Origin of the sequence: Nocardia sp. alder85J (genome assembly GCF_020176955.2) — a bacterium.
Lineage (GTDB): Bacteria > Actinomycetota > Actinomycetes > Mycobacteriales > Mycobacteriaceae > Nocardia.
Genome location: NZ_JAIUCZ020000010.1, coordinates 315674 through 341478, shown reverse-complemented (window position 1 = coordinate 341478; position 25805 = coordinate 315674). Strand labels below are relative to the sequence as shown.

Sequence of the window (25805 nt, the reverse complement as noted above, 5' to 3'; positions counted from 1 at the left end):
CCTAGCTTAGCTCGACACTCTGCTACCCGCCAAATCAGCAGGTCAGAAGCTCGAACCAGTGTGATCCGTCAGGCGCTCATCGTCCGGCCTCGTTTCCCTGGCCTCTCGGCTCCGGGTCGGCGTCCGTGTCGCTCTGACTTCGAATAAGTTACGTGTCGCCGTAATCGATGTCAAATCGCCTGGTCAGGTGCCCTATTCGGCGTCGGACGGCAGTGCGTCAGCGTCGGCCGACGGTACCGACCCGCTCGATCTCGGCCCCCAGCGCGCGCAGGTTCTGCACGAAGTTCGGGTAACCCCGGTCGATGTGGAAGACGTCGTGCACCTCGGTGACGCCGTCGGCGACCAGACCGGCCAGGACCAGGCCGGCGCCGGCCCGGATGTCCGACGACCACACCGGCGCACTCGACAACCGCGGGATACCGCGGACCACCGCGTGATGACCGTCCGTCCGCGCGTCGGCGCCGAGCCGGATCATCTCCTCCACGAAGCGGAACCGCGCCTCGAAGACGTTCTCGGTGATCATCGAGGTGCCGTCGGCGATCGCCGCCAACCCGATGGCCATCGGCTGCAGGTCCGTCGGGAATCCCGGGAACGGCAGCGTCGAGAAGTTCACCGCGCGCGGCCGCTCGGCCTGCACCACCCGGAAACCGTCCGCCTCGAACGAGATTCGCGCGCCGGCCGACCGCAGCTTGTCCAGTACCAGCGACAGATGTTTGGGATTGATCCCTGTGACCCGGATGTCGCCGAGCGTCATGGCGGCGGCGATTCCCCAGGTGGCGGCGACGATGCGATCGCCGATCACCCGATGCACGGTGGGTGAGAGCTTGCGCACGCCCTGGATGGTGAGCACCGAGGTTCCGGCCCCACTGATCCGCGCACCCATCCGGGTCAGCATCGTGCAGAGATCGACGATGTCGGGTTCGCGAGCGGCGTTGTCGATGACCGTCTCCCCCTCGGCGAGCACGGCCGCCATCAGGATGTTCTCGGTCGCGCCGACCGACGGGAAGTCCAGCCGGATGCGCGCGCCCTGGAGCTCGTCGGCGCGCGCAACCACACAGCCGTGCTCGATCTCGCTGGTCGCGCCCAGCAGTCGCAGCCCGGCCTGATGCATGTCCAGGGGCCTCGACCCGATGGCGTCGCCGCCGGGGAGGGCGACCACCGCGCGCTTGCACCGCGCCATCAGCGGACCCAGCACACAGACCGACGCGCGGAATTGCGTCACCGCCGGGAAGTCGGCGTGGTACTTCGGCTCGGCCGGCGTGGTGATGGTGACCACAGCGCCGTCGACGACGACGTCACAACCCAAGCCCCGCAACACTTCGGCCATCAACGGCACATCGAGGATGTCCGGGCAGTTGGTGATGGTCGTCGTGCCCTCGGCCAGCAGCGCGGCGGCCATCAGCTTGAGGACGCTGTTCTTGGCGCCGCCCACCGCGACCTCGCCGACGAGCCGACTGCCACCGGTCACCAGGAAACGTTCACTCACGGTGGTCAGCCTAGTGCTCCGAGTCCTGGATAGGGGCTTGTCCGCCCGGACGCCAGAGGATGTCTCCGTCCGGATTGGCCACCCGGCCCAGAATGAACAGCAGATCCGACAGCCGGTTCAGATATTTCGCGGGCAACGCGCTGGTGTCCTCGGGGTGTGCGTCGATCGCCGCCCAGGCCGAGCGCTCGGCACGCCGGGCCACCGTGCGCGCGGTGTGCAGCAGCGCGGCCAGTGCGGTCCCGCCGGGCAGGATGAACGAATTCAACGGCGCCAGTTCGGCATTGAACTCGTCACACCACTTCTCCAGCCGCTCGACGTAGGGCGCGGTGATGCGCAGCGGCGGATACTTCGGCTCGGCCACCACCGGCGTGGACAGATCCGCGCCGGCATCGAACAGATCGTTCTGCACCTGACGCAGCACCGCCAGCATCGCCGGATCCGGTTGCCCGAGGGCGATCGCCACACCGATCGCGGCATTGGTCTCGTCGCAATCCGCGTAGGCGATCAGACGCGGATCCGTCTTCGCGACGCGGGAGAAATCGCTCAGACCGGTCGTACCGTCGTCACCGGTGCGGGTGTATATCCGTGTGAGATGGACGCTCAAGGCTGACTCCTCGTATTCCGAGTATTTCCGGGCACTCGGCAATTCGGCCGGAAACTCTAACGCCGCCGCCGGACGCGGTCGGACGGTCGCGATTCGACCCAGGATTGGAAGGCGGCGAGCGAACCGCGGTCGAGTGCCAGCTCATAGCTGCCGTCACCGTCGGAGACCGCGGTCACGATGATGTCGTCGGTCATGATGTCGTATTCGTCCCCGACCGGACCGCGCCGATCACCGACCTCGATACCGCGACGATGAATCGTGGAATCCGGGCCCAGTTTGAGACTGGTGAGCTTGAAGAAGACCAGTCGGTCCTCTTCGTAACGGATCAGGCCGTGCCGCCAGCCCTGACCGCCCTTGGTCGGAAGCACCCGCAACAGTGCCGAGGTACCGCCGCGTCGCAGCATGATGAATCTGTAGATGGAAGCCAACGCCACACCGACGAGCAGCAGCACCAGAATGATCAGCAGCACCATCCCGGTCCGCAATCCAGGTCCGTCCCTTCGCCTCAACCCCTGTGCCGTTGCGGCGCCTGCCATCCCCCGAACAAGCGGCCTTGCGGCGAGTCTACAAACCGTGGCCCCGCCCGGAACGGGCGGTGGCCGAAAACGATGATGGCCCCGGGAATCATCCCGGGGCCATCACCTCGTTCAAGCCGTCGCGGCCTCGACCGCCCGCACCCGGCCGCGGGCTTCCGCCTGCGCCTGTTCGGATGCGTTCGGGTCGGCCAATACGGCGCGGGCCGCCTCGACATCGATGTCCTCGGCGAATTCCGCTGTCTCGGCGAGAATTCGGACCGTCGACGTCGTGCTGCCGTCCCGGCTCGCCGGAGCGACCGAGAAGAACCCGCCGTTGACCGCGGCGACGATGCGCGCACCGTCGGTATCGACGATGGTCACCGTGCCGCCCTCGACCAGTTGGCCGAGCACCGGCTCGTGGCCGGGCAGAATACCGATCTGCCCCTCCGTGGTCTGGGCGCCGACGAAACTCGCCTGCCCCGACCACAGCCGCCGTTCGATGGCGACCAGATCAACTGACATCTCCGCCATGGTGGACTACTTCCCGGCGATCTTCTTCGCGGCCGCCTCGACGTCGTCCAGGCCACCGCAGGAGTTGAACGCCTGCTCGGGCAGGTGATCGAATTCGCCCTTGGTGACGCGGTCGAAGTCGTCGATGGTCTGCTCCAGCGGCACGACCGAACCCGGCTGACCGGTGAACTTCTCGGCCACGATGAAGTTCTGGCCGAGGAACTTCTCCAGACGACGCGCCCGGCCGACGAGGACCTTGTCCTCCTCGGAGAGCTCGTCCATGCCGAGGATGGCGATGATGTCCTGAAGTTCCTTGTACTTCTGGAGGATTCGCTTCACCTCGTTGGCGACGTCGAAGTGCCGCTGACCCAGGATCGAGGCCTCCAGGATGCGGGAGGTCGAGGTCAGCGGGTCGACGGCCGGGTAGATGCCCTTCTGCGAGATCGGGCGGGAGAGCTCGGTCGTCGCGTCCAGGTGGGCGAAGGTGGTGGCCGGCGCCGGGTCGGTGTAGTCGTCGGCGGGCACGTAGATCGCCTGCATCGAGGTGATCGAGCGACCACGGGTCGAGGTGATCCGCTCCTGCAGCTGACCCATCTCGTCCGCCAGGGTCGGCTGGTAACCGACGGCCGACGGCATGCGGCCCAGCAGGGTCGACACCTCGGAACCGGCCTGGGTGAACCGGAAGATGTTGTCGATGAACAGCAGCACGTCCTGGTTCTGCACATCGCGGAAGTACTCCGCCATGGTCAGCGCCGAGAGGGCGACGCGCATACGCGTCCCCGGCGGCTCGTCCATCTGGCCGAAGACGAGGGCGGTGTCCTGGAGGACGCCCATCTCTTCCATCTCCAGGTGCAGGTCGGTGCCCTCACGGGTGCGCTCGCCGACGCCGGCGAATACGGAGGTACCGGAGAACTCCCGCGCGATACGGGTGATCATCTCCTGGATCAGCACGGTCTTGCCGACGCCGGCGCCACCGAACAGGCCGATCTTGCCACCCTTCACGTACGGGGTGAGCAGGTCGATGACCTTGATGCCCGTCTCCAGGATCTCGGTCTTGCCCTCGAGCTGGTCGAACGGCGGCGGCTGGCGGTGGATGCCCCACTGCTCGCCGTCACGGCCGGTGCCCGGCGCGTCCAGGCAGTCACCGAGGGCGTTGAACACGTGGCCCTTGACGACGTCACCGACGGGCACCGAGATCGGCTTGCCGGTGTCGGACACCGGCACGCCGCGGATCAGGCCGTCGGTCGGCTGCATGGAGATGGTGCGGACGATGTTGTCGCCCAGGTGCTGCGCCACCTCGAGGGTCAGTGTCTTGGCCACCGAGGGCAGCGTGATATCCACGTGCAGAGCGTTGTACAACTCGGGGATCGCACCACGGGGGAACTCGACGTCCACGACGGGGCCGATGACCCGGGCGACGCGGCCAGCGCCGGCGCCCGCCCGGCTCTTTTCTTCTCGGGTAACTGCTGCGGTCATTGGTTCTCTTCCGTATTCGGGTAGGGCGGGTTGGCTAGTCGCTCGAACTCGAGGCCAGCGCGTTCGCGCCGCCGACGATTTCCGAAATTTCCTGGGTGATCTGAGCCTGCCGCACCGAGTTCGCCTGGCGGGTCAGCGAGGCCTGCATCTCGGTGGCGTTGTCGGTGGCCGCCTTCATCGCCGTCCGGCGCGCGGCCGACTCGGAGGCGGCGGCCTCCAGCAGCGACGCGTAGATCCGGGTGTTGATGTACTTCGGCAGCAGCGCACCGAGCAGCTTGTCGGCATCGGGCTCGAACTCGTACAGCGAGGACACCTGCGCACTCGGGGAGTCCTGCAACATGCCGTCGCCCAGGTCGAACTTCTCGTCGACGTAGGTGACCTGGATCGGCGCCAACCGGCGCACCTCCGGCACCTGCGACAGCATGGACACGAACCGGGTGTAGACGATGTGGATCTCGTCGACTCCGGCGATGTTCCCCGCACCATTCGGCAGCGACACCTCGCCCTCGCCACCGGCCATGAACGCCTCCACCAGGTGGTTGCACGCGGCGGAGGCGTTGGAGTAGTGCGGCTCCTGGGAGAAACCGGTCCAGGAACCGAACAGGTTCCGGCCGCGGAAGGTGTAGTACGTCAGGCCCTTCGCGCCCATCACGTACAGCACCGGATCCTTGCCCTCGCCACGCAGCGTGGTCATGAGCTCTTCGGCACGGCGGAACACGTTCGAGTTGTAGCCACCGCACATGCCGCGGTCGCTGCTGATGACCAGCACGGCCGCGCGGGTCGGCTCGGCCCGCTCGGTCAGCAGCGGATGCGTCAGATTCTGTGAGGCACTCGCCAATTCGACGAGTACCTTGGTGATCTCCTCCGCATACGGCTTGGCCGCGGCCACCCGGGCCTGGGCCTTGCTGATCCGCGAGGTCGCGATCAGCTCCTGGGCCTTGGTGATCTTCTTGATCGAGCTCACGCTACGAATGCGGGAGCGCAGTTCGCGCACGCTAGGCATCTCACACTCCCCTCATTCGCGCGTAGTGAATCGTCGGTCCCATGGGCAGATCGCTTACTTCTCGACGTGCTTGCGGGTGACGGCCAGCGACTCGACCTCTTCGTGGCCCAGCTCGCCGGCGGCGGCCTCGTTCACGACCCGGCTGCCGTCGGAGGCCAGGAAGCCGTTCTTGAACTTGTCGGTCTCGGCCTTGATCAGGTCGGCGGACTCGCCCTCGAGCACCTTGCCACCCTCGATCGCCTTGAAGGCCGCGGCGGCGTTGCGGTGCAGGTGATCCACCAGGTCGGCGTTGAAGCGACGGACGTCGCCGACCGGCACCGAGTCGTAGTAACCGGCGTCGACCAGGAAGATCGAGACGATCTGGTCCTCGACGGAGACCGGCGAGTACTGATTCTGCTTGAGCAGCTCGACCCAGCGCGCGCCGCGCTCCAGCTGGGCGAGCGAGGCCGCGTCCAGGTCGGAGGCGAAGGCGGAGAACGCCTCCAGCTCGCGGTAGGAGGCCAGCTCCAGACGCAGCGAACCGGCGACCTTCTTCATGCCCTTGGTCTGAGCGGCGCCACCGACACGGGAGACCGAGGTACCGACGTTGATCGCCGGGCGGACGCCCTTGTTGAACAGGTCGGACTCCAGGAAGACCTGGCCGTCGGTGATCGAGATGACGTTGGTCGGGATGAACGCCGAGACGTCGTTGGCCTTGGTCTCGATGATCGGCAGACCGGTCATCGAGCCCGCGCCCATCTCGTCGGACAGCTTCGCGCAACGCTCCAGCAGCCGGGAGTGCAGGTAGAAGACGTCACCCGGGTACGCCTCGCGGCCCGGCGGGCGGCGCAGCAGCAGCGAGATGGCGCGGTAGGCCTCGGCCTGCTTGGTCAGGTCGTCGAACACGATCAGGACGTGCTTGCCCTGGTACATCCAGTGCTGGCCGATGGCCGAACCGGTGTAGGGGGCCAGCCACTTGAAGCCGGCGGAGTCGGACGCGGGGGCCGCGACGATGGTGGTGTACTCCATCGCACCGTGCGCCTCCAGCGCGGTCTTCACACCGGCGATGGTGGAGCCCTTCTGGCCGATGGCGACGTAGATGCAGCGGACCTGCTTGGCCGGGTCGCCGGTCTCCCAGTTGGCCTTCTGGTTCAGGATGGCGTCGACGCAGACGGCGGTCTTGCCGGTCTTGCGGTCGCCGATGACCAGCTGACGCTGACCGCGGCCGATGGCGGTCAGGGCGTCGATGGCGGTGATGCCGGTGGCCAGCGGCTCGCCGACGGGCTGCCGCTCGAGCACGGTGGCGGCCTGCAGCTCGAGCACGCGACGCTCGTCGGCGGCGATGTCGCCGAGACCGTCGATGGGCTGGCCCAGCGGGTTCACCACGCGGCCGAGGAAGGCGTCGCCGACGGGGACCGAGAGCACGTCGCCGGTCCGGCGGACCTGCTGGCCCTCCTCGATGGTGTCGAACTCACCCAGGATGACCGCACCGATCGAGGTGTCCTCGAGGTTCAGCGCGACACCCAGCACACCGCCCGGGAATTCGAGCAGCTCGTTGGCCATCGCCGACGGCAGGCCGCTGATGTGGGCGATACCGTCACCGGTGTCGGTGACGACGCCGATCTCCTCGATGGAGGTCTCGGGCGTGTAGGACTGGGTGTAGCTCTCGATCGCGCTACGGATCTCATCGGTGGAGATCGTCAGCTCCGCCATGGTTGTTCCTGCTCTCGCTGTCTGGTCTGGATTGTCGGTAGGTTAAGCGCCGTGTCGGTGGGCCGCTAGGTCAGGGACTGACGCAGGCGCTGCAGCCGGCCGAGGGCACTGCCGTCGATCACGTCGTCGCCGATGTGCACGACGACACCGGCCAGCAGGCTCGGATCGACCTGCACGTGCACGGTGATCTGCTTGTCGTAGAGGCGCTGCAGGGAGGCCGCCAGCTGTTCCCGCTGCTGCGGGGTCAGATCGACCGCCGCGCGCACGTGCGCGACGACCTGCTGCCGCAGCGACGCCGCCAGATCGGACAGGTGGTCGAACGCCGCGCCGATATCGCCACGCCGGCGGCTCACCGCCTGCTCGATCAGTTCCAGCGTGACGTCTCGCACCTTGCCGTTCAGCAGGCGCTGGATCAGATCGCGCTTGGCCTGCGCGGGCTTGCCACGGTCGGCCAGGGCCTGCTCCAGATCGGGATTGGCCTCGACGATGCGGCTGAGGCGGAACAACTCGTCCTCGACGACGTCGAGGCGGCCACGATCGGCCGCGGCGCGCAGCAGCGCCTCCTGGCCGAGCAGTTCCAGAGTGTCGACCAGGTCCCCGGTGCGGGACCAGTTCTCGGCGACGGCCGTGGTCAGCACGGCCTGGGTGGCCGCACTGATCTTGCCGCCGAAAAGGCGTTCGGCCAGTTCGGCACGCGCCGAACCGGATACCGACTTGTCCGCGAGCGCCACACGCAGCGAGCGCTGGTCGTCGAGCACGGCGACAACGGCGAACAATTCGGAACCCGTCGTGGCGGCGACGGTGTCGCTCCCGGCCAGTGCGGCCGAAAGAGCTTCCCGAGCACGGGAACTCGCCTCACGGCTCGCTGCGTACATGCTTCCCACTTTCACTGTGATGGTTTTACCTTCGCGGGGCGGCCTCGGTGGTCACTCCGCGTACCGCCTTCGGCCGCTGACCCGCTCAGGTTGCGCTACCGTCCGACTCCGATGCCGGCCTGCTCATCCAATTCTGAGAGGAACCGGTCGATCGACGCCGCCTGTTTGGCCGCATCCGACACAGATTGGCCAATGATCTTCTCGGCCAGATCGACCGCGGTGCGGCCGAGTTCGCCACGCAGCTCGGTGACGATCTGCTGCCGCTGCGCCTCGAGCTGGGAATGCCCGGCGGCGACGATGCGGTCGGCCTCGGCTTGCGCGTCGGCCTTCATCTGGGCCAGGATCTGCTGACCCTGGGTGCGCGCGTCCTCGCGGATACGCGCCGCCTCGAGGCGAGCCTCGGCGAGCTGCTGCTGGTACAGCTGCAGCGTCTGCTGCGCCTGTGCCTGCGCGGCCTCCGCCTTGGCGATACCGCCTTCGATCTTCTCCGAGCGCTCGTCGAGCACCTTCGTCAACCGGGGGATCACGTACTTGTAGAAGACGAACCCGATGACGACGATGACGATCGCCGACCAGAAGATGTCGTATGACTCGGGGAGCAGAGGGTTGTGGTCCGAGGACCCACTGTCGTCCGCCGCGAGCAGATACATCCCGTTCATGGCAATCAGAAGATGAAGCCGGCCACGAGGCCGATCAGGGCCAGCGCCTCGGTGAAGGCGATGCCCAGGAACATGTTGGTCCGGATCTGGCCGGCCAGCTCGGGCTGCCGGGCGATGCCCTCGATCGCCTTACCGACGACGATGCCCACGCCGATGCCGGGGCCGATGGCCGCCAGGCCGTATCCGATCGCGCCGTAACCCGTCGCCTTCGGGGCATTGTCGGCGAGGGTGGTGGCCACGTACGAGAGGCTCATGAGTTTTCTTATCCCTTTCTGTTGCCCACCCGCCCGACGGCGTGTGGGTCAGTTCTTGTGCGAGTCAGTGAGCGTCGGCGTGCTGCGCGAGCCCGACGTAGACCGCGGTCAGCAACGCGAAGACGTACGCCTGCAGGAAGATCACCAGTAGCTCGAAGAGCGTGAAGGCGAAGCCGCCGAGCAACGAGAACGGCGACAGGCCCTTCATCCACGCCGCACCGTCGAACAGGAAGAACTGTGTCGCACTGAAGAACAGCACCAGCATGATGTGGCCGGCCAGCATGTTCGCCATGAGACGGACGGTCAGCGTGAACGGGCGCAGGACGAAGGTCGAGATGAACTCGATCGGAATCAGCAGCACGTGCATCGCGGGCGGCACATTGGGCACCACGATGGACGAGCGCATGTACTTCCAGAAGCCGTACTTCTTGATGCCGATGTAGTTGAACGCGACGTACGCGATCACGGCCAGCACCAACGGCATACCGATACGCGCGTTGGAGGAGATGTTCAGGAACGGGATGACACCCGAGAAGTTCAAGAACAGCACCGAGAAGAAGATCGTGGCGATCAGCGGGAAATACCGTTTGCCGGTTTCCTTGCCGAGCACCTCGTCACAGATCTGCTCGCGGACGAACACCAGGCCGGTTTCGGCGATGTTCTGAAGACCACGCGGGACGATCTGGGGGCGCCGGAATGCGGCCAGCATGACCGCGATCAGCACTGCCGACATGAGGATGCGAATGAGCATCAATCGGTCCAGCTCGAAGACCGTTCCCTGGAAGAGCACAGCCTTCGGGAAGAAGTCATCTAGGGACGGCGCGTGAAACTCGCCGGCCAAGGTGGTGACGCTCAGCGTTCTCTCCCGTGTTCGGGCCGCAGGCTATCGCTAGACCTACGGTTCGATCGGACATTGACGATCTGGTGGTCGACTCGAGTCGGCTCGAAGTTCGTCAGCAGCTGTGCGGAGTTTCCGCCCCTGGCGTCTGTACGTCGGCGACATCGTCGACGGTGCAGAGCCGAACCATGCAGGTCCGGCACGGCAGTAAGCATAACCTGCCGGTATCGATCCTAGTCGATCGACCCCCGGTTTCGTGTGCTTACGGTAAAGAGTTTACCAAGCTATCTACGACGCTGTGTAGGGGGTTGCCTATACCAAATTGTCGATCTTGATCGATGGGTGCCCCCTCAGCTACCGACATACGGAACCCGTTGGCGCAGCAGGCCATACGTTTCCGCCCCCAGCACGATGAGCAACGAACCCAGTACCGTCAGGAATAATGCACCACGGCTATAAAAGTCGAAGTGTTTGAGAACGGCCACAACGATCACCACGACCAGAAGTTTCCCCACCCAGCTCGCCAGCATCACCATGCCCTGGACGCCGGAATCGAGCGTCGCGGTGCGCAGCACCACCACGGCGGTGGCGAGGATGAAAAAGCCGCCGATGGCCGCGCCGATCAGCGCGCCCCACAGCCCCGGCAGGCCCGCGACGATCGTCGCCACCACGGCCGCGACCACCACCAGCGCCACCAGCCCGGCCACGCCGTGGCGCAGGGCGGCGCGCAACGCCGCGTCGTCGGCGCGCGGGGCGCTCACCGGCCCCGGAGCGGGTTGCGGCGTGGAGGGCTGGGATTCGGCGTTCACGGCTGCCAACTGTACCCGCGGCGGTTTCCACCGCCGCGTAGCGCTCGATTTGCTCACGGCGCCGCACTCACTGCCCAGACTTCGCACTCACTCCGGCGGCGGGCGGCGGCGTAATCCCACGGCCACCCGCAACGACGGCACCGCGGTCACCAGCAGGGCGAAAAGCAGGCCCGCGGCCAGCAGCAGCAACACCAGCCGGCGATCCATCAGCGACGTACCGACCGCCCCGAATGCCAGCATGCCGACCCACAAGTAGATCAGCAGCACCACGCGACGCTGGGAATGGCCGATCTGGAGCAGCCGATGATGCAGATGCATTTTGTCCGGCGTGGAGAAACTGACCCCCGCCCGCACCCGGCGCACGATGGCCAGCACCAGATCCAGGACCGGAATGAACATCACCGCACCCACCAGGAACAGCGGCGACAACAGGCCCACGATGTCGCGCGGCCCGTACCCTTGCAGCGGAATTCGACCGGAGGCGCCGGTGGAGATCGCGGCCAGCATCAGGCCGATCAGCATCGAGCCGGAATCCCCCATGAATATCCGGGCCGGTTGGAAATTGTGTGGCAGAAATCCCAGGCAGGCACCGGCGAGCGCCGCCGCCAGCAACGCCGGCGGATAGGTGTCGGTGGAGCCACCCTGTTCGTAGAGCAACCCGATGGAGAACACGAAAACCGCCGCGGCCGCGATCAATCCCAGCCCGGCCGCCAATCCGTCCATACCGTCCACGAAATTCATCGCGTTGATCATGGTGACCGTGATGAGGACGGTGGCCAGGCCGCCCTGCAACTGGTCCAGTACCACCGTGGAGTTGTTGAAGGGGTTGTAGATCACCACCCAGCTCAGGCCCATCACCGCCATCACTCCGGCGGCGGTGATCTGCCCGACGAATTTGGTGAGCGCGTCCAGACCCCAGCGGTCGTCGACGATGCCGACGAGCACGATCAGCGTGCCCGCCACCAGCACCGCCGGAATATCCGGCGCGAAATCGAAACCGCGGCGCAGTGCCGGCAACTGGTGTGCGAACAACACCGCCGCGACCACCCCGACGTACATGCCGACACCGCCCATCCGCGGCGTCGGCTTGACGTGCACATCCCGTTCCCGGGGAATGGCCACCGCGCCGAAGGCGATCGCGAGCACCCGCACCCCGCCGACCGCCAGCAGCGTCACCACCGCCGAGACCAGCAGGACCAGCAACAGCTCGCGCAGTGGGACGACCGCGCCCTGACTGAACACCATCTACCAGGCCGTCACCGCGTCGGCTCCGCGGTCAGTTCGTCGACGGGGACGCCCAGCACCTCCGCGACCTGCGGCACCGTGACCGCACCGGCACGCAGCACCCGCGGCCGATCGCCGGTCAGGTCGACGATGGTCGAGGCGATGCCGTGCTCGGCCTTGCCGCCGTCCAGATACACGCCCACCAGCTCGCCGAGCTGATCGCGGGCCTCGTCGACGGTGGTGGCCGCGGGACTACCGGACACGTTCGCGCTGGACACCGCCAGCGGGCCCACCTCGCGCAGCAGTTCCAGCGCGACCGGGTGCAGCGGCATCCGCAGCATCACCGTGCCACGGGCGTCGCCGAGGTCCCAGGCCAGCGAGGGCGCCTGCTGCACCACCAGGCTCAGCCCGCCCGGCCAGAACGCCCGGATCAGGTCCCGCGCCTGCTGCTGCACCGAGAACACCAGGCCGTCGATGGTGTTCCACGACCCCACCAGGACCGGGACCGGCATGTCCCGGCCGCGCCGCTTGGCCGCGAGCAGCGCGCTCACCGCCGCGGAGTCGAACGCGTCGGCGGCCAGTCCGTACACGGTATCGGTCGGGATGACGGCCAGCCGTCCGGATTTCAACGTGGTCCGCGCGGCGGTCACACCCGCGGATCGGGAATCGGGATCGGAGCAGTCGTAGACGGTACTCACGGCGCAGAGTCTATTGCTTCGGCGCTGCCGCACGGGCGGGCGGGGCGTGGGTTCCGGCTGCCGCGGGCCGCGCGATCACCGCGTGAGCCGTCCCAGAAGCGAAGAGGCGCAGACTATTCCGACGACCGCCGCGAGCACCAGCACGCCCAGGTCCAGCCAGATCCGGTAACTCGCGCCGACCAGCAGGCCGCGCAGCAGCTCCACCTCGTAGCTCAGCGGGTTGATGTGGCTGATCACCTTCAACCAGCCCGGCATGAGGTCCAGCGGGTACAGCGCGTTCGAGGCGAAGAACAGCGGCATGGTGATGGCCTGCCCGATGCCCATCAGCCGATCGCGCTGGCCGACCAGCCCGGCGATCGTCATGGACAGGCAGGAGAAGAACGAGGCGCCCAGCATCACGGCGATCACCGCGCCGAGCAGCTTCAGCGGATTGAGCGTCATGTGCACGCCCATCAGCAGCGACAGCACCACGATGATCACCACCTGGGCGACCGAGCGCACTCCGGCGGCGAAACATTTGCCGGTGATCAGCGCCGATCGCGGGGTCGGGGTGACCATGAGTTTGTTCAGGATCCCGGCGTCGCGGTCCCAGATGATCTGGATGCCGTAGAAGATCGCGATGAACAGCGCCGACTGCGCGATGATGCCCGGCGCGAGGAAATCCAGATAGGGCAGCGAGCCGCTGGGAATGCTGTGCAACCGCGAGAACGTGGTGCCGAAGATCAGCATCCACAAGGCGGGCTGCACCGCGCGGGTCACCAGTTCGGTGCGGTCGTGGCGCAGTTTCTGCAGTTCGATCAGTGCGAACGTGCCGATCCGCGAGGCCAGCACGACCAATCGTGCCGGGCCCTGCGGTGCGTGCCGCAGCGGCGGGAACTCAGCCGGCCCGCTGAGCGGTTCGACGTGTGCTTCGGACACCGCGCAGTCCTCCCTCGGAATCGTTGCCTTCACCCAGGCCCGCGTCCGCGTAGTGCCGGAACACGTCCTCCAGGGTGGCTTCGGGGCCCAGCGCCGCCTTCAGCGCGGCGGGGGCGCCCACGGATTGCAGGACACCCTTGTGCAGCAGTGCGATTCGATCGCACAGCACATCGGCCTCCTCCATGTAGTGCGTGGTCAGCAGGACCGTGGTGTGGAACCGGTCGCGCAGTTCGCGGACCCGCTCCCAGACGCTGTCGCGGGCGATCGGGTCCAGGCCCACCGTCGGCTCGTCCAGGATCAGCAGGGCCGGCCGGTTGACCAGCGCCTGTGCCAGCTCCAGCCGGCGCACCATGCCGCCGGAATAACCGGCGGCCAGCCGGTCGGCCACGTCCAGCAGGTCCATCGCGGCCAGCACCTCGTCGACCCGTTCGGCCCGCTCCGCGCGCGGCACATCGAACAGCCGGGCGAACCAGGTGACGTTCTGCCGCCCGGTCAGCGTGGCCTCGATCGACAGCTGCTGCGGGACGTAGCCGAGGTTGTACCGGATGTCGGTGTCGCGCTTGCCCACCTCGAAGCCGAGCACCCGGACGGTGCCGGACTGCACCGGCATCAGGGTGGCCAGCAGCCGGATGGTGGTGGTCTTGCCGGCCCCGTTGGGGCCCAGCAGGCCGAACACCTCACCGCGGTCGATACGCAGGTCCAGGTGGTCGACCACGGTGTGCTCGCCGTAGCGATGGGTCAGCCCGATGCATTCCACGGCCGGGACATCGGCCGGATCAGGCGGGGCGACAGGGGAATCGGAGGTCACCGGCTCACCTCTCCTAGTTCGTGCTCGTGCAGCGAATCTGTCAACTTGTCGATCACCGCGAGCCCGCGCAGCAGATCGTGGCGTTCCGCGGCGGTCAGCTCGCCCAGCGCCGAGGTGATGAAACCGTGTCGGCGCCTGCGAGTTTCGTCCACCAGCCGCTGGACCGGCCGGGGCAGGCTCAACCGCGTGACCCGGCGGTCGGCCGGATCCTGTTCGCGGACCAGCAGATCCGCCTGCACCAGCGCCGTGACGAAGGTGGAGACACTGTTGGCCGCGAGGCCCATCTCGGTCGCGGCGGCCTTGACCGAGATACCCGGATTGCGCCCGACCAGGCGCAGGAACTCCGCCTGTGAATCGCTGACCCCGGACCGGTCGAACGACCGGCCCGCCAGCCGGGCCACCTGCCGCCGGAACCGCCCGAACGAGCCCAGCAGCACACCGACCAGCTCCGCGTCGGCCGCGGCGCTGCCGGATCCGGATGAGCGACTCACAGTGTCGAGAATACCTCTGAACCAGAGGTAATTACCAGCCGAACGCCGCCACGGAATTCCGCGACGGCGACTCGGATCAGGTGGTGGGCATGCGCCGGGCGGTGATGAAGCGGGGTTTGCCGGCGAGATCGGTGTGCTCGGCGACGTCCAGAAAGCCGTCGTGCGCGTCGAACAGCTCGGCCATGACGGCGCCGTGCGAGTCGTCGTGCTCCACCGCCACCACCCCGCCCGGGCGCAGCAGGCGCGCGATGGTGCCGATCATCGGGCGGATCACCGACAGGCCGTCGGCGCCGCCGAACAGCGCCAGATGCGGGTCGTGATCGATCACCTCGGGGTCCAGCTCCGCACCGGCCGGGATGTACGGCGGGTTGGAGACCACCATGTCGACCCGGCCGTCCAGTTCGGCCAGCACCGCGGGGTCGGTGGCATCGCCCTCGTAGAGCGCGATCGGCGCATCGCCCTCCCCGGCCAGCCGGTCGGAATTGCGCTGCGCCCATTTCAGGGCGACCGGATCGAGTTCGACGGCGTGCACCAGGGTGTCGGGACGGGCGTGCGCGATGGCCAGCGCCAGCGCGCCGGAACCCGTGCACAGGTCGACCACGGTCGGCCGGTGCCCGCGCTCGGCCATGTCCAGATGCGCCAGCGCCCAGGCGAACAGCAACTCGGTCTCCGGGCGGGGTACGAAGACGCCGGGCCCGACGCACAGGTCGATTTCGCCCATCGCCGCCACTCCGGTGAGGTACTGCAACGGCACCCGGGTGGCGCGCTGCTCCACCAGGCGCCGGTATTCGGCGAGTTGTTCCGGTGTCAGCATGGGCACCAGCGCGAGCCGGGTCCGCTCGACGCCCAGTACGTGCGCGGCGAGCAGTTCGGCGTCGGTGTACGGACTGTGTACACCGGCGGCGGCGAGGGTTTCGGTGGCTTCCACCACGGTGGAACGCAAGGGCACACGACTCACGGAATTCACTGTGCCCGACTCGACGACAACGTCAGTCATGATTCGACCTCTTCCGGCAGTCCAGCACACCGAGCCACCCCGTCGGCCGGGGCCGCTGCGCTGGTACGACATGTCGGCATGCTTCACATGATCAACTGTGCGCCGCCGCAGCCCGCGGCACAGCCCTTGAAGCCAACATCTCACAGACCTCTCACGGCACTCTCAGACAGCGTCCGTGCAGGTGAGAAGGCGGGTCGGCGAAATGGCGGCGGTCCGCACAACCTCATTCGGCGGCTAGTCGCGCGGCGCGATCGGCCTCGCCCAGTGCGTCCAGCAGGGCATCCAACTCCCCACCCAGCACCGAATCCAGATTGTGGGCCTTGAAGCCGATGCGGTGGTCGGTGATCCGATTCTCCGGGAAGTTGTAGGTGCGAATCCGTTCGGACCGGTCGACCGTGCGGATCTGGCTCGCCCGGCCGGCCGCCGCCTCGGCGTCGGCCTGCTCCTCGGCCAGCGACTGCAACCGCGCCGACAGCACCTGCATCGCGCGGATCTTGTTCTGCAACTGGGAGCGCTCGTTCTGGCAGGTGACCACGATGCCGGTGGGCAGGTGGGTGATGCGCACCGCCGAGTCGGTGGTGTTGACGCCCTGACCGCCCTTGCCCGACGACCGGTACACGTCGATGCGCAGATCGGATTCGTCGATCTGGACCTGCTCCACCTCGTCCGGCTCCGGGTAGATCAGCACCCCGGCCGCGGAGGTGTGGATGCGCCCCTGCGATTCGGTGACCGGCACCCGCTGCACGCGGTGCACGCCGCCCTCGAACTTCAACCGCGACCACACCCCGTCCCGGCCGGGTTCACGGCTCTTGACCGAGAGCGTGGCCTCCTTGTAGCCGCCCAGGTCGGAGATGTTGGCGTCGAGCACCTCGACCTTCCAGCCGTGCCGCTCGGCATAGCGGATGTACATCCGGGCCAGATCGGCGGCGAACAGCGCCGACTCCTCACCGCCCTCGCCGGACTTCACCTCGAGCACCACATCGTCGGCATCGTGCGGATCGCGCGGGGCCAGCAGATCGGTGAGGGCCTTCGACAGGGTCTCCACCTGCTCCTCCAGCTCCGGGACCTCGGCGGCGAAGGCAGCGTCGTCCGCGGCCAGCTCGCGCGCGGCGTCGAGATCGTCACGGGCGGTCTGCAACTTGGTGTAGGTGGACATGACCGGAGCCAGCTCGGCGAACCGCTTGCCGACGCGCCGGGCCTCACCCGGGTTGTCGTGCAGCGCCGGATCGGCCAGCTGCGCCTCCAGCCCGGCGTATTCGGCCAGGGTGTCGTCGATCGCGGACGGGGCCGTCTTGTCGGCCATCACCTGTGCTCCTTAGTTTTCGGCGCCGCCTCCGGCGTCGCATGTTCGCGGCTGATGCCACAGAGGGCAGCGCAAACGCGCCGACGCCCGGCCTGCGGGGCAGGACGGGCGTCGGTGGAGTTGCTACTTGGCGTCGTCGGTCTTCTTCGCGCGCTTGCCGTAGCGGGCCTCGAACCGGGCGACGCGGCCGCCGGTGTCCAGGATCTTCTGCTTGCCCGTGTAGAACGGGTGGCACTGCGAGCAAACCTCGACGGTGATGTGGCCCGACTCCTTGGTGCTGCGGGTCTCGAACGTGTTGCCACAACCGCAGACGACCGTGGTCGCCACATAAGTCGGGTGAATTCCTGCCTTCATGGGTGTCCTTTCGAAAATGGCCGCCGGGTCGCCCTCGAGGAAACCGAGGACGTGAACCGGAGCCGACCAGGCGGGATCTTTTTCCGGGGAGCCCGTGGGCATCGCCCCCGGACGGGGATGGCCCGCGGATCCGCAGGCGCACCAGCGGACCAGTATGCCAGAGCCGCTCCCACGATCCTGAAACACCTCCCCCGGGCCGATTGTTCCCGGGGGCGGGCGCCTCCCCCCGGAAGTACGGGCGCGCGATCAGCGCAGCTCTCGAGCCACGCTGAAGTCGAGTAGTCGGCTACTCAAGAATATGAACACCGCCGTTCATAGAGTCTCGTTCCATCGAGAACCGTGCGATCTCCGGAGGAAGGACAGCCGTGAATCGCCATGCCACGCGGGGGGTGACCGCGGTGGAATCCCGCAGCACCCGAATCCTGACCGACCGTCGACCGGGCCGCGTGCTGCCGGGGGGTAGGCACGCGACCGAACTGCTCGCCGGTGTGGTGCTCGCCGGGCTGGTGCTGACCGCGGCCGCGGGCGCCTGCACCGCCTCCGGCGGCAGCCCGCCCGCCGCCGTCGCACCCACCCCCGTCGATCCGGAATTCCAGTTCACCGCCACCGCGACGCCCACCGGCGGGCTCACCGGCGCCACCACGCTGATCGTGATGTTCCTGATCAGCGCGTCCGCCGCCGTGGGGTGGATATTCCAGCACCCGGAAACGCCACAGCGGCCCCGCCGGAGCGGAGCCGCTGTGGCGACGACCGGGAATCAGTCGTCCAGAGCGCCCGGAGCAGTCTTGGTGATCTGCATCAGGAACTCCACATTGCTCTTGGACTTCTTCAGGCGGTCGATCAGCAGATCGATGGCCTGGTGCGAGTCCAGCCCCGACAACACGCGCCGCAGCTTGTGCAGGACGGCGGCCTCGTCCGGGGACATCAGCAGATCGTCGCGGCGGGTGCCGGACGGGTTGACGTCCACGGCCGGGAAGACCCGGCGCTCGGCGATCTTGCGGTCGAGCTTGAGCTCGGCGTTGCCGGTGCCCTTGAACTCCTCGAAGATCACCGTGTCACCGGTCGAACCGGTCTCCACCATGGCGGTGGCGATGATCGTCAGCGAGCCACCGTTCTCGATGTTGCGGGCCGCGCCGAGGAACCGCTTGGGCGGGTACAGCGCGGTCGAGTCGACACCACCGGAGAGGATACGGCCCGAGGCCGGCGAGGAGTTGTTGTACGCACGACCCAGCCGGGTGATCGAGTCGAGCAGCACCACCACGTCCTGACCCATCTCCACCAGCCGCTTCGCCCGCTCGATGGCGAGTTCGGCGACCGAGGTGTGATCGCTCGGCGGCCGGTCGAACGTGGAGGCGATCACCTCGCCGCGCACGGAGCGCTGCATGTCGGTGACCTCTTCCGGACGCTCGTCGACCAGCACCACCATCAGGTAGCACTCGGGGTTGTTGGTCGCGATCGCGTTGGCGACATCCTGCAGGATCGTGGTCTTACCCGCCTTCGGCGGCGACACGATCAGGGCGCGCTGGCCCTTGCCGATCGGCATGATCAGATCGATCACGCGGGTGGTCAGCTTGTTGGGCTGGGTCTCCAGCCGCAGGCGCTGATTCGGGTACAGCGGGGTCAGCTTGTTGAACTCCGGCCGCCGCCGGGCCGCGTCGACATCGCTGCCGTTCACGGTGTCCAGCCGCACCAACGGATCGAACTTCTGCCGCTGGTTGGCCTGCTCGCCCTCGCGGGGCGCGCGGACCGCGCCGGTGATGGCGTCACCGCGGCGCAGGCCGTTCTTGCGAACCAGGTTCATCGACACGTAGACGTCGTTCGGGCCGGCCAGATAGCCGGAGGTCCGCACGAACGCGTAGTTGTCGAGCACGTCCAGAATGCCGGCGACCGGCTGCAGGACGTCGTCCTCGCGGATCTCGACCTCGTTGCCGCCACCGCGGTTCTCGCCGCCCTCGCGATCCCGGCCGCGCCGGCGCTCCCGGAAGCGGCGACCCCGCCGGCCGCGGCCGTCCTCGTCGTCGCCACCCTGGTCACGATCACGATCACGATCACGGTCGCGGGCACCGCGACCGGTGCCGTTCTGGCCGGACTGCCCCGCGGCGGCGTTCTGCTGGCCGCCGGAATGCTGACCGTTCTGCTGGCCACCGTTCTGGTTGCGACGGCGCTCGCCCTCGGCCTCCGGCTTGGACTCCTCGGTCCGCGCCTCGGCGGCCGACTCGGTACCGGTCACGGCGGCGGCACGCTGTTCGCGGCCGCTGCGACGCTGCCGGCCCCGGCCGCGCTGGCCACCGTCACGGCCGTTGTCCTCACCCGAATCAGCCGGGCGGGCAGGGGATTCGGCCGTCTCGGCCGGGGCGTGGCTCACGGGCGCCGACTCGGTGATGACGCTGTCCAGCGTGGGCTGCTCGGCCCGGGCGCGGCGCTCCCGCACCGGCTTGGTGGCGGGCTCCTTCACGGCCGGCTCGGCCTTCGCCTCGGTCTTCACCACCGCCTCGGCCTTCGCGGCCGGCGCCGTCTTCACGGCCGCCTCGGCCTTCGCCACCGGCGCCTCGGCCTTCCCTACCGCCTTCGCCTCGCCACGACCACCGCGAACCGGTTTGGTGCTCGCAGTGGCCTGGTTCTCTTTGATTGCGGCGATCAGATCGCCCTTGCGCATTCCGGATGTGCCTCGGATACCGAGCTCTCCGGCAAGCGCACGCAACTGCGGCAACAACATTCCAGTCAGCCCCGATCGTGCGACGTCGGTGTGTTCGCTCATTTTCGCAATCTGTCCGGAGTCACTTTCGCGGCCCTCCGAGGAATTCTCATCGGTTTCCACCCCGGGTGTCGCGAGCAGGTCCGTATCTGTCACGGAGATCCTTTCCTTCCCTCGATTTGCCGTGCGCTAACTCGAGGGTTCCGTCCCGAAGCCCGGTCACTGCGCCGGGCTCGGATGCCGTATTCGCCTGCCTCGCCGGACCGGCGGCTTCGCCACCGGTTCACGAAGGTGGGAGAGATCATTCCAGTGCTGCCTCGGGATTCGAGACACTCACAGCCAGCCGGCCGAATCGGCCTGTGCTGTCTGCCTGCCTCGAGCCTGACCAAGGAGCCTGCTGGAGCGATTGCCCAAATGAAGCACCGGCGTCTGACGCGCACGATGTACGGACGCCCTCAGGATAGCCCCCACCAGTGCCACCTGCAAGGCAGGCGCGCCGGTCAATCCACCCGGACCCCGCCGGAGATCTCCGGATGCCATACCCGCAGACCGTCCGCAGCGGCCAGTTCCCGCAGCTCAGCGGGGAATTCTGCGGTGCTCAGCGCCAGCACCGTCGGCCCCGCGCCCGACACCATCGCGGCGATGCCCGCCGCCCGCAACCGATCGATCCACACGGTCGTCAGCGGCAGCGCCGACGACCGGTACCCCTGGTGCAGCCGGTCCGCCGTAGCGGGCAGCAGCAGGTCGGGACGTTCGGTCAGCGCGACGACCGCGAGCGCGGCCCGGCTGACGTTGAAGGCGGCGTCGCCGTGCGGCACCGTTTCCGGCAGCAGGCCACGGGTGTGCGCGGTCGAGGACCGCTCCTCGGGCACCAGCACCGTCGCGCGCAGCGCCGGGTGCGGATCCAGCCGGACCGCCCGGTACCTGCGCATATGGTGTTCCGCGGCACCGTTCATCCCGGTGTCGCCCTCGCGATCGGTCTCCGTCCACGACACCACCACACCGCCGAGCACACTGGCGGACGCGTTGTCGGGATGACCCTCGAATTCCGCCGCCAGTTGCACCAAATCGTCGTTGCTACAAGCCAGTTCGGGATCGAACTTGACGGCCAGGCCGCGCCCCGCGGCCAGGCCGCCCACCACCGCCGACGCCGAGGACCCCAGCCCCCGCGAGTGCGGAATCACATTGCGGCACACCACATCCAACCCATCGGCCCAGACTCCCGCCGATTCCAGGCCCCTTTCGATCGCACGCACCACCAGGTGTGAGGGACCCCACGGCACGTCGTCCGCTCCTTCACCCTCCACCCGGATCGTAAGCCCCGAATCGGTCGTACGCACGACGATCTCGTCGTAGACGCCCAGCGCGAGGCCCAGGGAATCGAATCCCGGGCCGAGGTTGGCGCTCGACGCGGGTACCCGTGTCGTCACGGTCAGACCCGGCGGCAGGGTCCGCGTCATCAACTGCTGGCCATCGTGGATCAACTCAGGCCAGCTCGAGCTCACGGGCCACGGCGACCGGATCGACCCCGATCGCCTGGACGTCCGGCATGCCCGACAGCGCGGTGTCGGGATCCTTCAGGCCGTTGCCGGTCACCGTGCAGACCACGGTCAGCCCGGAATCCAGCCAGCCCTCCGCACGGGCGGCCAGCAGACCGGCCACACTCGCCGCGGACGCGGGTTCGACGAAGACACCCTCACTGCCGGCCACCAGGCGGTAGGCGGCCAGGATCTCGTCGTCGGTGGCGGCCCGGAAGGCGCCGCCGGACTCCTCCTTGGCGGCGACCGCGCTGTTCCACGACGCCGGGGCGCCGATCCGGATGGCGGTGGCGATGGTCTCCGGATTGCTCACCGGCGCACCGAGCACCAGCGGCGCCGCCCCGGCGGCCTGCACGCCCAGCATGCGCGGGCGGGACCCGGCGATGCCGTCGGCGTGATACTCGCTGTAGCCCTTCCAATAGGCCGTGATGTTGCCCGCGTTGCCGACCGGCAGCGCGTGCACGTCCGGCGCCTTGCCCAGGGCATCCACGATCTCGAAGGCGGCCGTCTTCTGGCCCTCGATCCGGGCCGGGTTCACCGAGTTGACCAGGCCGACCTGCGGGAATTCGGAGGTCACCTTGCGGGCCAGCTCCAGGCAGTCGTCGAAGTTGCCCTGCACCTGGATGATCTTCGCGCCCAGCATGACCGCCTGCGCCAGCTTGCCCATCGCGATCTTGCCCTGCGGGATCAGCACCGCGCAGTGCAGGCCCGCGCGGGTGGCGTAGGCCGCGGCGGAGGCGGAGGTGTTGCCGGTGGAGGCGCACAGCACCGCCTGCTGGCCGCGGGCCTTGGCGTCGGTCATCGCCATGGTCATGCCGCGGTCCTTGAAGGAACCGGTCGGGTTGGCGCCCTCGACCTTGAGATAAACCTCACACCCGGTGAGCTTCGACAGATGCGGCGCCGGAACCAGCGGGGTGCCGCCCTCGAACAGGGTGACCGGCTCCCAATCGGCGCCGACCGCGAGCCGGTCCCGGTAGGCGGCGATCAAGCCCGGCCAAGGCTTGTGGACCGCGGCGGACCGCGAATCCGTTACGGCGACAGCCGGTCCGGTGTTACTCATTCCTCGGTGCCTTCCAATCTCAAGACGCTGGTCACGGACGTGACGGACTCCAACTCGGCCAGCGCTGCCACCGTATCGGCCAGCGCCGACTCCTGTGCGTGGTGGGTCACCACCACCAGGCGGGCACCCGCGCCGTGGCCCTCCTGGCGCACGGTCGAGATGCTGACGCCGTGGTCGGCGAACTCGCCGGCCACCGCCTGCAGCACGCCGGTGCGGTCGGCGACCTGCAAGTTCACGTGATAACGAGTGGGGGTGTCGCCGATCGGAGCGATCGGCAGCTCAGCATAGACCGATTCGCCCGGTGCCCGGCCGCCGTAGAACTTGTTGCGCGCCGCCATCACCAGATCCCCCATCACGGCGGACGCGGTCGGCGCGCCGCCGGCGCCCTGCCCGTAGAACATCAGCCGGCCGGCGTTCTCCGCCTCCACGACCACCGCGTTGAAGGCGCCGTTCACCGACGACAGCGGATGCTTCAGCGGGATCAGCGCCGGGTACACCCGCACCGAGACGCGGTCCTTGCCGCCCTCGGCCACCGGCACCTCACCGGGCACCCGCTCGCAGATGGCCAGCAGCTTCACCGTGCAGCCGACTGCCGACGCCGTCTCCAGATCCTCGGCGGTGATCCGCGAGATGCCCTCGCGGTAGACATCGGCCGCGGTGACCCGGGTGTGGAAGGCCAGCGAGGCCAGGATGGCGGCCTTGGCCGCCGCGTCGTAGCCCTCGACATCGGCGGTGGGGTCGGCCTCGGCGTAACCCAGCCGGGTGGCCTCGGCCAGCGTCGCGTGGTAGTCGGCGCCGGTCTCGGCCATCGCCGACAGGATGAAGTTGGTGGTGCCGTTGACGATTCCGACCACCCGGTCCACCCGGTCGCCGGACAGCGACTGGATCAGCGGCCGGACCACCGGGATGGCGCCGGCGACCGCCGCCTCGAAGTACAGGTCGGCGCGGCTGCGCTCGGCGGCGGCGGCCAGCTCGCCGGTGTAGTCGGCCAGCAGCGCCTTGTTCGCGGTCACCACCGATTTACCGGCCCGCAGCGCGGAGCCGATCAGGGCGCGGGCCGGATCGATACCGCCCATCACCTCGACCACCAGATCGACGTCGTCGCGGGCGACCAGCGCCGCGGCATCGGTGGTGAGCAGCTCGGCCGGGATGCCACGGTCGACATCCGCGCGCCGGACCGCCACCCCGCGCAGCACCAGCGGCGCGCCGACGCGCTGCCGCATCTCGTCGGCGTGCTCGCGCAGGATCTTCACCACCTCGGTGCCGACGTTGCCCATGCCGAGCACCGCCACGCCGATCGGATGATCGGTACCGAAGCCACCTTGACCGGTCATGCTGTGTTTTTGTGGCACGACCGGGGACCCTCCGTGGTTGTGCTCCGCTGCCGCCTCCGGGCCCTGACCGGTCATGCTGTGCTCTTGCGGCATGACCGGGGACCCTCCGTGGTTACGCTCCGCTGCCGCCTCCGGGCCCTGACCGGTCATGCTGTGCTCTTGCGGCACGACCGGGGACCCTCCGTGGTTACGCTCCGCTGCCGCCTCCGGGCCCTGACCGGTCATGCCTGTACCTCCAAGCTCAGCAGGTCCGCCACCGTCTCCCGGCGGAGGATCGGGCGTGCCCGGCCCTCCCGCACGGCCACCACGGCCGGCCGAGTCAACAGGTTGTAGCGGCTGGACATCGAGTAGCAGTAGGCGCCGGTCGCGGCCACCGCGATCAGATCGCCGGGGCCGACATCGGCCGGCATCCAGGTGTCGCGGATGACGATATCGCCACTCTCGCAATGCTTTCCGACCACCCGGGCGACCACCGGAGCGGCGTCGCTGGAGCGCGAGACCAGGCGGCAGTCGTACTCGGCCTGATACAGCGCGGGCCGGATGTTGTCGCTCATCCCGCCGTCGACGCTGACGTACCGGCGGCGGGCGCCCGCGTCGAGGCTCACGTCCTTGGTCGTGCCGACCTCGTAGACGGTGACGGTGCCCGGTCCGGCGATGGCCCGGCCGGGCTCCACCGCGATCACCGGCGTGGGCAGTCCGGCGCGGGCCGCCTCCTCCGCCACGATCCGGCGCAGATTCGCCGCGAAATCGGCCAGCGGCGGCGGATCGTCGTTGGGCAGATACGAAATGCCAAGTCCGCCACCGAGATCCAGGGTGTGGATCTGCGCGGTGCGCTCGACGCCGAACTTGTCGCTGGCGTCGCGCAGCAGTCCGAGCATGCGCCGCGCCGAGATCTCGAAACCGTCGATGTCGAAGATCTGCGAGCCGATGTGGCTGTGCAGGCCGACCAGGCGCAGGTTGTCCGCCTCGAACACCATCGCCAGCGCCTCCAGGGCGTCGCCGCCGGCGATCGAGAAGCCGAACTTCTGGTCCTCGTGCGCGGTCGAGATGTATTCGTGGGTATGGGCTTCCACGCCCACGGTGACCCGGACCAGGACGTCCTGCACCACCCCGAGCCGGCCGGCGACGGCCTCCAGCCGCTGGATCTCGATCAGCGAGTCGACGACGACGTGCCCGATGCCCGCCTCCACCGCCTGCTCCAGCTCGGCGACGGATTTGTTGTTGCCGTGCAAGGCGATTCGCGCGGCCGGGAAGCCGGCGTGCAGCGCCACGGCGAGTTCGCCGCCGGAGCACACGTCCAGGTACAGCCCCTCGTCGCGCACCCAGCGCGCCACCTCGCCGCACAGGAAAGCCTTGGAGGCGTAGTGAACTCGCGAATTGTCACCGAAGGCCCGGACCATGTCGCGGCAGCGCGACCGGAAGTCGTCCTCGTCGACCACGAACAGCGGCGTGCCGAACTGTTCGGCGAGTTCCGTCACCGGCACGCCGGCCAGCCGGACCTCGCCGTCGGCATCGCGAGAAGCGTTGCGCGGCCAGACATTCGGCGGTAGCTCGATCATCCGTGCCGGATCGTCGGGCCGCTCGGGCAGATTCGGGGCGTGCGGGATCTCGGCATGCCGGGGTCCCGCCGGGTGGGCGCTCACGCTCGGTCCTTTCTCGTGGGG

Annotated in this window: 25 protein-coding genes; all 25 read right to left on the bottom strand. The window is 68.2% G+C overall.

Going from position 1 to position 25805, the window contains the following annotated elements; genetic code table 11:
- Positions 1-217 precede the first annotated feature (217 nt).
- Positions 218-1486, bottom strand: a complete 1269-nt coding sequence (gene murA / locus LBW94_RS33995) for a UDP-N-acetylglucosamine 1-carboxyvinyltransferase (protein ID WP_225061463.1) — start codon at positions 1484-1486, stop codon at positions 218-220.
- A 10-nt stretch (positions 1487-1496) separates the two neighbouring features.
- Positions 1497-2090, bottom strand: a complete 594-nt coding sequence (locus LBW94_RS33990) for a cob(I)yrinic acid a,c-diamide adenosyltransferase (protein ID WP_225061462.1) — start codon at positions 2088-2090, stop codon at positions 1497-1499.
- A gap of 56 nt (positions 2091-2146) precedes the next feature.
- The gene (locus LBW94_RS33985; protein WP_225061461.1) at positions 2147-2563 is read right to left on the bottom strand and encodes a DUF2550 domain-containing protein; all 417 of its coding nucleotides are present in this window, start codon (positions 2561-2563) and stop codon (positions 2147-2149) included.
- A 174-nt stretch (positions 2564-2737) separates the two neighbouring features.
- Positions 2738-3136 carry a F0F1 ATP synthase subunit epsilon gene (locus LBW94_RS33980; protein ID WP_225061460.1) on the bottom strand — a complete coding sequence of 133 codons (399 nt, stop codon included), beginning with the start codon at positions 3134-3136 and terminating at the stop codon, positions 2738-2740.
- A 6-nt stretch (positions 3137-3142) separates the two neighbouring features.
- Positions 3143-4591 (bottom strand): F0F1 ATP synthase subunit beta, encoded by a 1449-nt coding sequence (atpD, locus tag LBW94_RS33975; protein WP_225061459.1) that lies wholly within the window; start codon positions 4589-4591, stop codon positions 3143-3145.
- A gap of 34 nt (positions 4592-4625) precedes the next feature.
- Positions 4626-5594: a F0F1 ATP synthase subunit gamma gene (locus LBW94_RS33970; RefSeq protein ID WP_225061458.1), complete on the bottom strand. Its 969-nt coding sequence runs from the start codon at positions 5592-5594 to the stop codon at positions 4626-4628.
- Positions 5595-5648: 54 nt separating this feature from the next.
- Complete coding sequence (gene atpA, locus LBW94_RS33965) at positions 5649-7286, bottom strand: F0F1 ATP synthase subunit alpha (RefSeq protein WP_225061457.1); 1638 nt, start codon at positions 7284-7286, stop codon at positions 5649-5651.
- A gap of 65 nt (positions 7287-7351) precedes the next feature.
- Entirely contained in the window at positions 7352-8161 is an 810-nt protein-coding gene (locus tag LBW94_RS33960; protein WP_225061456.1) for a F0F1 ATP synthase subunit delta, read from the bottom strand.
- Positions 8162-8256: 95 nt separating this feature from the next.
- On the bottom strand, positions 8257-8820 hold the full coding sequence (locus LBW94_RS33955; protein ID WP_416277003.1) for a F0F1 ATP synthase subunit B: 564 nt from the start codon (positions 8818-8820) through the stop codon (positions 8257-8259).
- A gap of 5 nt (positions 8821-8825) precedes the next feature.
- Positions 8826-9074 (bottom strand): ATP synthase F0 subunit C, encoded by a 249-nt coding sequence (locus LBW94_RS33950; RefSeq protein WP_225061454.1) that lies wholly within the window; start codon positions 9072-9074, stop codon positions 8826-8828.
- A gap of 64 nt (positions 9075-9138) precedes the next feature.
- Positions 9139-9864, bottom strand: a complete 726-nt coding sequence (gene atpB / locus LBW94_RS33945) for a F0F1 ATP synthase subunit A (protein ID WP_225061470.1) — start codon at positions 9862-9864, stop codon at positions 9139-9141.
- 398 nt (positions 9865-10262) lie between these two features.
- On the bottom strand, positions 10263-10721 hold the full coding sequence (locus LBW94_RS33940; protein WP_416277002.1) for a hypothetical protein: 459 nt from the start codon (positions 10719-10721) through the stop codon (positions 10263-10265).
- 87 nt (positions 10722-10808) lie between these two features.
- A complete protein-coding gene (locus LBW94_RS33935; RefSeq protein WP_225061453.1) occupies positions 10809-11966 on the bottom strand; it encodes an MraY family glycosyltransferase in 1158 nt (385 codons plus the stop codon).
- 11 nt (positions 11967-11977) lie between these two features.
- A complete protein-coding gene (locus LBW94_RS33930; RefSeq protein ID WP_225061452.1) occupies positions 11978-12643 on the bottom strand; it encodes an L-threonylcarbamoyladenylate synthase in 666 nt (221 codons plus the stop codon).
- A 75-nt stretch (positions 12644-12718) separates the two neighbouring features.
- Positions 12719-13510 (bottom strand): ABC transporter permease, encoded by a 792-nt coding sequence (locus tag LBW94_RS33925; protein ID WP_225061468.1) that lies wholly within the window; start codon positions 13508-13510, stop codon positions 12719-12721.
- A 10-nt stretch (positions 13511-13520) separates the two neighbouring features.
- Positions 13521-14369, bottom strand: a complete 849-nt coding sequence (locus LBW94_RS33920) for an ABC transporter ATP-binding protein (protein WP_225061451.1) — start codon at positions 14367-14369, stop codon at positions 13521-13523.
- Positions 14366-14860, bottom strand: a complete 495-nt coding sequence (locus LBW94_RS33915) for a MarR family winged helix-turn-helix transcriptional regulator (RefSeq protein WP_225061450.1) — start codon at positions 14858-14860, stop codon at positions 14366-14368. Before LBW94_RS33915 ends, LBW94_RS33920 begins: the two co-directional genes overlap by 4 nt.
- Positions 14861-14936: 76 nt before the next feature.
- Entirely contained in the window at positions 14937-15818 is an 882-nt protein-coding gene (gene prmC, locus LBW94_RS33910) for a peptide chain release factor N(5)-glutamine methyltransferase (RefSeq protein WP_225061449.1), read from the bottom strand.
- Between the two features lie 262 nt (positions 15819-16080).
- The gene (prfA, locus tag LBW94_RS33905; protein WP_225061448.1) at positions 16081-17160 is read right to left on the bottom strand and encodes a peptide chain release factor 1; all 1080 of its coding nucleotides are present in this window, start codon (positions 17158-17160) and stop codon (positions 16081-16083) included.
- 123 nt (positions 17161-17283) lie between these two features.
- Positions 17284-17514 carry a 50S ribosomal protein L31 gene (gene rpmE / locus LBW94_RS33900; protein ID WP_225061447.1) on the bottom strand — a complete coding sequence of 77 codons (231 nt, stop codon included), beginning with the start codon at positions 17512-17514 and terminating at the stop codon, positions 17284-17286.
- A 757-nt stretch (positions 17515-18271) separates the two neighbouring features.
- Positions 18272-20272, bottom strand: a complete 2001-nt coding sequence (rho, locus tag LBW94_RS33895) for a transcription termination factor Rho (protein WP_416277001.1) — start codon at positions 20270-20272, stop codon at positions 18272-18274.
- Between the two features lie 437 nt (positions 20273-20709).
- On the bottom strand, positions 20710-21669 hold the full coding sequence (thrB, locus tag LBW94_RS33890) for a homoserine kinase (RefSeq protein WP_225061466.1): 960 nt from the start codon (positions 21667-21669) through the stop codon (positions 20710-20712).
- Between the two features lie 25 nt (positions 21670-21694).
- The gene (gene thrC / locus LBW94_RS33885) at positions 21695-22807 is read right to left on the bottom strand and encodes a threonine synthase (RefSeq protein WP_225061446.1); all 1113 of its coding nucleotides are present in this window, start codon (positions 22805-22807) and stop codon (positions 21695-21697) included.
- Complete coding sequence (locus tag LBW94_RS33880; protein ID WP_225061445.1) at positions 22804-24141, bottom strand: homoserine dehydrogenase; 1338 nt, start codon at positions 24139-24141, stop codon at positions 22804-22806. The genes thrC and LBW94_RS33880 overlap by 4 nt, the downstream gene beginning before the upstream one ends.
- Before the next feature lie 221 nt (positions 24142-24362).
- Positions 24363-25784 (bottom strand): diaminopimelate decarboxylase, encoded by a 1422-nt coding sequence (gene lysA / locus LBW94_RS33875; protein ID WP_225061444.1) that lies wholly within the window; start codon positions 25782-25784, stop codon positions 24363-24365.
- Positions 25785-25805: the final 21 nt, after the last annotated feature.

Bases quoted from the DNA above. Each gene is read 5' to 3' on its own strand.
- LBW94_RS33985 (WP_225061461.1), bottom strand. From the start codon at position 2,563: ATGGTGCTGCTGATCATTCTGGTGCTGCTGCTCGTCGGTGTGGCGTTG.
- LBW94_RS33955 (WP_416277003.1), bottom strand. From the start codon at position 8,820: ATGAACGGGATGTATCTGCTCGCGGCGGACGACAGTGGGTCCTCGGAC.
- LBW94_RS33880 (WP_225061445.1), bottom strand. From the start codon at position 24,141: ATGACCGGTCAAGGTGGCTTCGGTACCGATCATCCGATCGGCGTGGCG.
- atpD (WP_225061459.1), bottom strand. From the start codon at position 4,591: ATGACCGCAGCAGTTACCCGAGAAGAAAAGAGCCGGGCGGGCGCCGGC.
- LBW94_RS33960 (WP_225061456.1), bottom strand. From the start codon at position 8,161: ATGTACGCAGCGAGCCGTGAGGCGAGTTCCCGTGCTCGGGAAGCTCTT.
- thrB (WP_225061466.1), bottom strand. From the start codon at position 21,669: ATGACGCGGACCCTGCCGCCGGGTCTGACCGTGACGACACGGGTACCC.
- thrC (WP_225061446.1), bottom strand. From the start codon at position 22,807: ATGAGTAACACCGGACCGGCTGTCGCCGTAACGGATTCGCGGTCCGCC.
- LBW94_RS33980 (WP_225061460.1), bottom strand. From the start codon at position 3,136: ATGGCGGAGATGTCAGTTGATCTGGTCGCCATCGAACGGCGGCTGTGG.
- rpmE (WP_225061447.1), bottom strand. From the start codon at position 17,514: ATGAAGGCAGGAATTCACCCGACTTATGTGGCGACCACGGTCGTCTGC.
- atpA (WP_225061457.1), bottom strand. From the start codon at position 7,286: ATGGCGGAGCTGACGATCTCCACCGATGAGATCCGTAGCGCGATCGAG.
- prfA (WP_225061448.1), bottom strand. From the start codon at position 17,160: ATGGCCGACAAGACGGCCCCGTCCGCGATCGACGACACCCTGGCCGAA.
- LBW94_RS33935 (WP_225061453.1), bottom strand. From the start codon at position 11,966: ATGGTGTTCAGTCAGGGCGCGGTCGTCCCACTGCGCGAGCTGTTGCTG.
- LBW94_RS33950 (WP_225061454.1), bottom strand. From the start codon at position 9,074: ATGAGCCTCTCGTACGTGGCCACCACCCTCGCCGACAATGCCCCGAAG.
- rho (WP_416277001.1), bottom strand. From the start codon at position 20,272: ATGAGCGAACACACCGACGTCGCACGATCGGGGCTGACTGGAATGTTG.
- LBW94_RS33970 (WP_225061458.1), bottom strand. From the start codon at position 5,594: ATGCCTAGCGTGCGCGAACTGCGCTCCCGCATTCGTAGCGTGAGCTCG.